The sequence below is a fragment of the Variovorax sp. GW531-E2 genome (assembly GCF_059423125.1).
Map to the genome: position 1 here is coordinate 1 of NZ_JBWKXQ010000106.1, position 7,876 is coordinate 7,876.

The following is a 7,876-nucleotide window of genomic DNA, read 5'->3' on the forward strand; positions in this document are numbered from 1 at the left end:
CGCCTGTGTCTTCCCTCGCTCCCCGCCCCTTCGACGCCACCAGCGACGGCAGCAGCCCCGGCAGCGCGGCCCCCGCCGACATCCTTCACGACGTGTTCGGCTATGCGCGCTTTCGCGGGGCCCAGCAGGACATCGTGGAGCACGTGGTCGGCGGCGGCGACGCACTGGTGCTCATGCCCACGGGCGGCGGCAAGTCGCTCTGTTATCAGATCCCGGCCATTGCGCGGCAGCGCGCGGGGCGCGGCGTGGCGGTGGTGGTGTCGCCGCTGATCGCGCTGATGCACGACCAGGTCGGCGCGCTGCACGAGGCGGGGGTGAGCGCGGCCTTCCTGAATTCGACGCTCGACTGGGAACAGACGCAGGACGTGGAGCGCCGCATGCTGCGCGGCGAGATCACGCTGCTGTACGCGGCGCCCGAGCGCGTGAACACGCCGCGCTTTCTGTCGCAGCTCGATTCGCTGAACGAACGCGGCAAGCTCTCGCTGTTCGCCATCGACGAGGCGCATTGCGTGAGCCAGTGGGGCCACGACTTCCGCCCCGAGTACCGCGCGCTCACCGTGCTGCACGAGCGCTACCCGGGCGTGCCGCGCATCGCGCTCACGGCCACGGCCGACGACCTCACGCGCGCCGACATCGTCGAGCGGCTGCAGCTCGAAGAGGCGCGCCAGTTCGTCTCCAGCTTCGACCGGCCGAACATCCGCTACACCATCGTCGAGAAGAAGGACGCCACCACGCAGCTGCTGCGCTTCATCGAGCGCGAGCACGAGGGCGATGCGGGCGTGGTCTATTGCCAGTCGCGCAAGCGCGTGGAAGACCTCGCGACGACGCTGCAGGGCGCCGGCATCAACGCGCTGCCGTACCACGCGGGCCTCGATGCGGCGGTGCGCCAGAAGCACCAGGACCGCTTCCTGCGCGAGGAAGGCATCGTGATGGTCGCGACCATCGCCTTCGGCATGGGCATCGACAAGCCCGACGTGCGCTTCGTCGGCCACGTCGACATGCCCAAGAACATCGAGGGCTACTACCAGGAAACCGGTCGCGCGGGCCGCGACGGCGCCCCCGCCGACGCCTGGATGGCCTACGGCCTGAACGATGTGGTGAACCAGCGCCGCATGATCGACGAGAGCCCGGCCGGCGAAGAGTTCAAGCAGGTGATGCGCGGCAAGCTCGACGCCCTGCTCTCGCTGGCCGAGGCCAGCGACTGCCGCCGCGTGCGCCTGTTGGGCTACTTCGGCGAGAAGAGCACGCCCTGCGGCAACTGCGACAACTGCCTGAACCCGCCGCAGGTGTGGGACGGCACCGATGCCGCGCGCAAGCTGCTGAGCACCATCTACCGCGTGCAGCAGCTCAGCGGCATCAGCTTCGGCGCGGGCCACATCATGGACATCCTGCGCGGCAAGGCGACCGAGAAGGTCAAGCAGTTCGGCCACGAGCGCATCAGCACCTTCGGCATCGGCGCGGAGTTCAGCGAGGTGGCGCTGCGCGGCGTGCTGCGCCAGCTGATCGCCACCGGCGCGCTGGCGGTGGACGCGGAAGCGTTCAACACGCTGAAGCTCACCGAGGGCTCGCGCGCGGTGCTCAAGGGCGAGACCTCGGTGTCGCTGCGCGAGTCGGTGTCGTCACCGGCCGAGCGCAAGCCCCGGCGCGAGAAGGTGGCCAAGGGCGCACCGTCGCCGGCGGCGGCCTCGCTGGACGACACCGGCAAGAAGCGCTTCGAGGCGCTCAAGGCCTGGCGCGCCGAGGTGGCGAAGGAACACAACCTGCCGGCCTACGTGATCTTTCACGACGCCACGCTGGCGGCCATTGCCGAGCGCGCGCCCGCGACGCTCGAGGACCTGCAGGGCATCAGCGGCATCGGCACGAAGAAGCTCGAGGCCTACGGCTCTGAAGTGCTTCGCGTGTGCGAAGCTTTCTGACCGCTTCCAGCTAGAGCAGGCGCGCGGCCTTCGAGAAATCGATGGACGCGAGCACCGCGGCGCGCATGGCCGTCAGCAGATGGCGCTCGTCGTTGCTGCGCTTCTGGAAGGTGTAGGTCAGTGCGGGCAGGGCCTGGCGGGTCTTCAGGATGCGCAGGTCGCCGCGGCGCGACAGCAGGCGCGCCCAGCCTTCCGGCAGGAACCCGACACCGATCCCCTCGATCAGCAGGCCGGCGACGGCGCCCCAGCTGTTGCAGCTGAGGCGGTGCGGCGCCTCGAGGTTCTCGGCCATGAGCCATTCGTCGAGCAGGCGGCTGGTGCCCGCGCCGGTCGGCAGCGTCACGATGGGATGTTGCGCGAGCAGCGGCGCGCCGAGGGTCGTGGTCTTGCCCGCCAGCGCGGGCGCGGCCACCCACACGAAATGCGCCTGGCCCACGGTGTGCGACGAGATCAGCCCGTGGTGCGGTGAGCGCCCGGCGATCACCGCGCAGTCGAGTTCGCCGTTGCGAAGGCGCTCGTCCAGCGCCGAGCCGAAGTTGACGTGCGGCTCCAGGCGCAGGTCGGGCAGGTGCCGCCCCACATGCGCCACGAGCTGGGGCAGCCAGGTCAGCGCGCTCAGTTCGCCGATGCCGAAGGTGCAGCGCCCACCCAGGCTCGCGGGTGCGCCGATCGACCGCTTCGTTTCGTCGGCCGCCAGCAGCAGCGCGGCGGCGCGCGGCAGGAAACGCTCACCCGCATCCGTGAGCGTGGCCCGCTGCCCGGCGCGGTCGAACAAGGGCGCGCCGAGCGACACCTCCAGCTCGGCCAGGCGCTTGGACAGCGACGAGGTCGACAGGTGCAGCCGCTGCGCCGCGAGCGCGAAGCTGGCGCAGGTCGCGGCCCAGTAGAACGCCTCCAGTTGCTTCAGCGTCATGCGCCGTTCCTCTCTGTCATTTCGAAAAAAGCGAAATGGCAAATTACCATAAATTCGCTTTTTCAAAACCTTCTGCACGCCTACAGTCCGCGCGGACCGAACGACTGACTGGATGGCGGACATGACTGTTTTCTCGCGTGCCTTCGATGCCCCGCGCACCGCGCCGACGCAAGCCCCTGCTGCTGCTGCCGCGACGCCGCGGCGTCTGGCCGGCATCCTGTCGCTGCAGGACTTCGAGCACGCGGCCCAGCGCCGGCTGCCGCGCCCGCTGTTCGGCTACATCGCCGGCGCGGCGGAAGACAACCGCTCGCTGGACGCCAACCGCGCCGCGTTCGACACGCACGACTTCCTGCCCCGCGTGCTGGTCGATGTCTCCCGGCGCTCGCAGGAGGTCACGCTGTTCGGCCAGCGCTACGCGTCGCCCTTCGGGATCGCGCCGGTCGGCATCAGCGCGCTGTCGGCCTACCGCGGCGACCTGGTGCTCGCGCAGGCGGCGCAGGCGGCCGGCATTCCCGCGGTCATGAGCGGCACCTCGCTCATTCCGATGGAAGAAGTGGCCCAGGCCGCGCCCGGCACGTGGTTCCAGGCCTACCTGCCGGGCGATGCGGCGCGCATCGACGGCCTGGTGGCGCGCATTGCCGGCGCGGGCTTCCGCCACCTGGTCGTCACGGTCGACATTCCCGTCTGGGCGAACCGCGAAAACAACGTGCGTGCCGGCTTCACGACGCCGCTGCGGCCCAGCCTGCGGCTGGCATGGGACGGCCTCGTGCGGCCGCGCTGGCTGCTCGGCACGCTCGCGCGGACCTTCGTGACGCAGGGCATGCCGCATTTCGAGAACTCGTTCGCCACGCGCGGTGCGCCTCTTTTCTCCAGCACCGCGATCCGCGACACGACCGGCCGCGACCACATCCACTGGGACCACATCGCCCGCATCCGCCAGCAGTGGCGCGGACCGCTGATCCTGAAGGGCATTCTTCATCCGGCCGATGCGCGGCGCGCGCGCCAGCTCGGCGCCGACGGCCTCATCGTCTCCAACCACGGCGGCCGACAGCTCGACGGCGCGGCACCGGCCCTGCGCGCGCTGCCGCAGGTGCTGGACGCCGCAGGCGAGCTGCCCGTGATGGTCGACGGCGGCGTGCGCCGCGGCAGCGACGTGCTGAAGGCGCTGGCGCTCGGCGCCAAGGCCGTGTTCGCCGGCCGGCCGTTCATGTATGCCGCCGCCGTGGGCGGCCACGCGGGCGTCACGCACGCGATCCGGCTGCTGCGGGACGAGGTCGACCGGAACATGGCCATGCTCGGCGTCAACGACCCGGGCGAACTCGACGCGAGCTGCCTGATCCCGCGGCGCCCCTGATCGGCCCCCACTCATCCCGCCCATTCCATCAATCCAAGAGGAGGAAGACACCTTGCCGAAAAACCCCACCCTGTTCGCCCTCGCCTGCCTGCTGGCAGCGGCCGTGCCCGCCCACGCGCAGGGCTATCCCGACAAGCCCGTCAAGCTGCAGGTGCCGTTCGCACCGGGCGGCACGACGGACATCATTGCGCGCGTCATCTCCGAGCCCCTGGGCAGGCACCTGGGGCAGAGCGTCATCGTCGAGAACAAGTCGGGCGCGGGCGGCGCGATCGGGGCCGCCGAGACTGCGCGCGCAGCACCCGACGGCTATGCGCTGGGCATCGGTACCGTGTCGACGACGGCGGCGAATCCGGCCATCAACCCCAAGGTGCCGTACAACCCGAAGACCGACTTCACGCCGATCATCAACCTGGCGGCCACGCCCAACGTCATTGCGGTCCATCCCAGCTTTCCGGCCCGGGACTACAAGGGCTTCATCGAGGTGCTGAAGAAGAACCCGGGCAAGTACGCCTACGCCACCGCAGGCACGGGCAGCATCGGCCACCTGCAGATGGAGCTGTACAAGGGCATGGCCGGCGCGTCCGTCACGCACATCCCCTACCGCGGGTCGGGCCCGGCGCTCAACGACACCGTCGCGGGCCAGGTCGCGATGATCTTCGACAACCTGCCTTCCGCCCTGCCGTTCATCAAGGACCGTCGGCTGATCCCGATCGTCGTGGCGGCGTCCGAGCGCCTGAAGGACTTGCCCGACGTGCCGACCTTCAAGGAGGTCGGCCTCGCGCCGGTGAACCGCATGGCGTACTACGGCATCGTGGGCCCCAAGGGCCTGCCCAAGGACGTGGTGGACAAGGTGCACGCGGCGGCGCGCAAGTCGCTGGAAGATCCCGCCGTGCGCAAGCGCATCCAGGACACCGGCTCCTTCGTCGTCGGCAACACGCCGCAGGAATTCACGCAGCAGATCGCCGCCGAGTTCGACGTGTACAAGAAGGTGGTGGATTCCGCCGGACTCACGCCAGACTGAACCCGCGAGCGCCTCTTCAGGCCACCGACGCCCAGACCGGCGCCATCGCGCGGTAGAGCGTGCGGAAGGCCTCCAGCCGGGGCTGGTAGGCCGCATGCAAGGCCGCGTCGGGCGCCAGCACCTGGCGCACCGCCGGCGCCACCACCACACCCGCCGGGTCTTCGCCCGTGACCGCCAGCCGCGCGAGCCGCGCCGCGCCGAAAGCCGGGCCGCGGTCGGCGGATTCGTACAGCACCAGCGGCACGTCGAGCACCGACGCGATCAGCTGCGCCAGGAAGGCGGAGCGCGCGCCGCCGCCGATCAGCGCCAGGCGCTCGGGCCGCGCCGTCTGCGCGCTCAGCGCTTCCAGGCCGTCGGCGAGCGAGAAGGCGATGCCTTCGCAGACGGCCTGCATCAGGTCGGCGCGCGTGGTCGCGCCCGAGAGCCCGACGATCGCGCCGCGCGCGAAGGGGTTGTTGTGCGGCGTGCGTTCGCCGAACAGATAAGGCAGCGCGAGCAGGCGCGACGGCCCGGCGTACGCGGCCTCGACCTCGGCCAGCAGCGCACCGACCGAGGCACCGCCGGTGCACGACGCCAGCGCCGCGAGCGGGCTCGCGCCGTTGAGCAGCGCGGCCATGCGGTACCAGCGCTGCGGCAGCGCGTGGCAGAAGGCGTGCACCAGCCGCTCGGGGTCGGGGCGGTGCGCGGTGTCGGCCACCAGGATCTGCGCCGAGGTGCCGAGCGACACGAAGCCGTCGCCCGGCCCGACCACGCCGATGCCGACACCGCCCGCCGCGGCATCGCCCGCGCCGCCCGCGATAGGCACGCCGCGCGGCAAGCCCCAGCGCGCAGCCAGTGCATCGCGCAGCGTGGCACAGGGCTCGCACGACTCGACCACGCGCGGCAGCCAGGCGGGATCGACCCCGCAGGCAGCGAGCGCCTGCGGCGACCAGCGGCGCTGCGCCTGGTCGAACAGCCAGGTGCCGGCCGCGTCGGTGACGTCGGTCACCTTCTCGCCCGACAGCTGCAGGCGCACGTAGTCCTTGGTCAGCAGCAGCGAGCGGGCGCGCGCCACGGCCTCGGGCTCGTGGGTGCGCAGCCAGCGCAGCTTGGGGCCGGTGAAGCCTGCCATCGGCTGCACGCCGACGGCGCGGCGCAGGGCCAAGTCGGTCTGCATGAGTTCGGCGGCCTCGGCGGCGGCGCGGCCGTCGTTCCACAAGATCGCGGGGCGCACGGGGCGGTCGGCCGCGTCGAGCAGCACCAGCGAGTGCATCTGGCCCGACAGGCCGATACCTTGCACGCCGGCCATGGCTGTCGGATGCGTGCGCGCCAGCTCGTCGAGGCCGTCCGCCACGGCGGCCCACCACTGGTCGGGGTCGTGCTCGCACCACAGCGGCTGCGGATACTGCGAAGTGAGCGGCCGATCGACCGTGGCGACGACATGCAGCTGCATGTCGGTCAGGACGATCTTGACCGCGGAGGTTCCGATATCGATGCCGATCAGCATGCGTGTGTTCCCTGTTCGAGGGCCGAAGTATCGGCGCTCCGGCCCCGCGCGCCGGCTGACGGCAGGTGGTTTACGAGCCGCTCGCCGGCAGCGTGATCGGCACCGGTCGCGTGTGCAGGTCGATGTAGAGCTCGAAGAAGCGCGCGTTGTCGAACTTCTTCACCACCGTCATCTTCTGCAGCGGCACGCCCGCGGGCGGCGTGGTGTAGCCGATGGAGCGGCCGTTGTCGGCGGCGCCGGGCTTGGCGACCACGTCGACATAGCGCTCGACGGTCTGCGTGGCGTAGCGCGGATCGACGAGGTAGGCCAGCACCAGCGTGTCCCAGATGTTCTGCGTGTAGTTCGGGTTGTTCTCAAAGCCGTTGGTGCCACTGAAGCCGTAGCCGTTGAGCTTGCGGAACACCTCGGTCACGGCCGTGGGTTTGGCCGGGTGCGCGATGCGGTCGTAGACGGGCTTGGTGAGGAACACGGTGTCGGTCACGTCCAGCGGCACCACCACCTGCGGGATCGGCAGGCGCACCACGAACTGCGCGGCCTCGGGGTCGAACCACCAGTTGAACTCGGCGAAATGGGTGGTGTTGCCGGCCACGTCGACGGCGCCGCCCATGTAGATGATCTTCTTGATCAGCGGCACGATCTCGGGGCTCTTCTTCGCGGCCAGCGCGATGTTGGTGAGCGGGCCGATGGCCAGGATGGTGATCTCGTTCGGGTTGGCCTTGACGGTGTCGATGATGAAGTCGACCGCGCTCTTGCGCTGCACCACGGTGCGAGTGGCGAAGCCGTCGGGCGAGGGCTTGAGGTCGGCGTCGGTCTTGGGCTCGGGGCCGCTCCAGGCGCCCAGGTAGCCGTCGCCGCCTGCGCCGGCCTTCATCTCAGCCTCGATGTCCGCGAAGGTGTGGTTCAGCGCGTAGTTCTCGCCCACGTAGACGCCGATGCGCTGGCCCACGCCCAGGCGCTCGACCGACATCAGCGCGTCGGCCACGCCCTGCTTGAGCCACTGGTTGCCCGACACCACGCTGATGCCCATCACCTGCACCTTGCCCTCGGCCTGCAGCTGCGCGGCCATGACGCCGAGCTGGCCGTCGTCGCTCATGGTGTTGTAGTCGCTGTCGATGATGACTTTCTGCGCCACCGGCGCGGCCGCGTAGCCGGGCGCCAGGCCGATGCCGCCCCCCCCGCCCCCACC

At 70.5% G+C, this 7,876-nt stretch carries 6 protein-coding genes; 3 read left to right on the forward strand and 3 right to left on the reverse strand.

The genetic code is table 11. The features are described 5' to 3' along the window. Positions 1 to 5 precede the first annotated feature (5 nt). Positions 6 to 1,916: a DNA helicase RecQ gene (recQ, locus tag AC07XP_RS31655; RefSeq protein WP_495266894.1), complete on the forward strand. Its 1,911-nt coding sequence runs from the start codon at positions 6 to 8 to the stop codon at positions 1,914 to 1,916. Between the two features lie 10 nt (positions 1,917 to 1,926). On the opposite strand, the gene AC07XP_RS31660 is transcribed toward recQ, so the two are convergent. Beyond that, the gene (locus AC07XP_RS31660) at positions 1,927 to 2,829 is read right to left on the reverse strand and encodes a LysR family transcriptional regulator (RefSeq protein ID WP_062481283.1); all 903 of its coding nucleotides are present in this window, start codon (positions 2,827 to 2,829) and stop codon (positions 1,927 to 1,929) included. 121 nt (positions 2,830 to 2,950) lie between these two features. Here AC07XP_RS31660 and AC07XP_RS31665 point away from each other — a divergent pair, with 121 nt between their 5' ends. After that, a complete protein-coding gene (locus AC07XP_RS31665) occupies positions 2,951 to 4,183 on the forward strand; it encodes an alpha-hydroxy acid oxidase (protein WP_495266891.1) in 1,233 nt (410 codons plus the stop codon). Positions 4,184 to 4,253: 70 nt separating this feature from the next. Then, entirely contained in the window at positions 4,254 to 5,204 is a 951-nt protein-coding gene (locus tag AC07XP_RS31670; protein WP_495266895.1) for a tripartite tricarboxylate transporter substrate binding protein BugE, read from the forward strand. A gap of 16 nt (positions 5,205 to 5,220) precedes the next feature. Here AC07XP_RS31670 and xylB read toward each other — a convergent pair whose 3' ends face one another. Next, positions 5,221 to 6,690, reverse strand: coding sequence for a xylulokinase (xylB, locus tag AC07XP_RS31675; protein WP_495266892.1), 1,470 nt, complete (start codon positions 6,688 to 6,690; stop codon positions 5,221 to 5,223). Positions 6,691 to 6,760: 70 nt separating this feature from the next. Further along, positions 6,761 to 7,876: nucleoside hydrolase (locus tag AC07XP_RS31680; RefSeq protein ID WP_495266893.1), on the reverse strand; the 1,116-nt coding region annotated here is incomplete at its 5' end.

Coding starts and splice junctions, on each gene's coding strand:
- AC07XP_RS31660 (WP_062481283.1), bottom strand. CDS start 2,829: ATGACGCTGAAGCAACTGGAGGCGTTCTACTGGGCCGCGACCTGCGCC.
- AC07XP_RS31665 (WP_495266891.1), top strand. CDS start 2,951: ATGACTGTTTTCTCGCGTGCCTTCGATGCCCCGCGCACCGCGCCGACG.
- xylB (WP_495266892.1), bottom strand. CDS start 6,690: ATGCTGATCGGCATCGATATCGGAACCTCCGCGGTCAAGATCGTCCTG.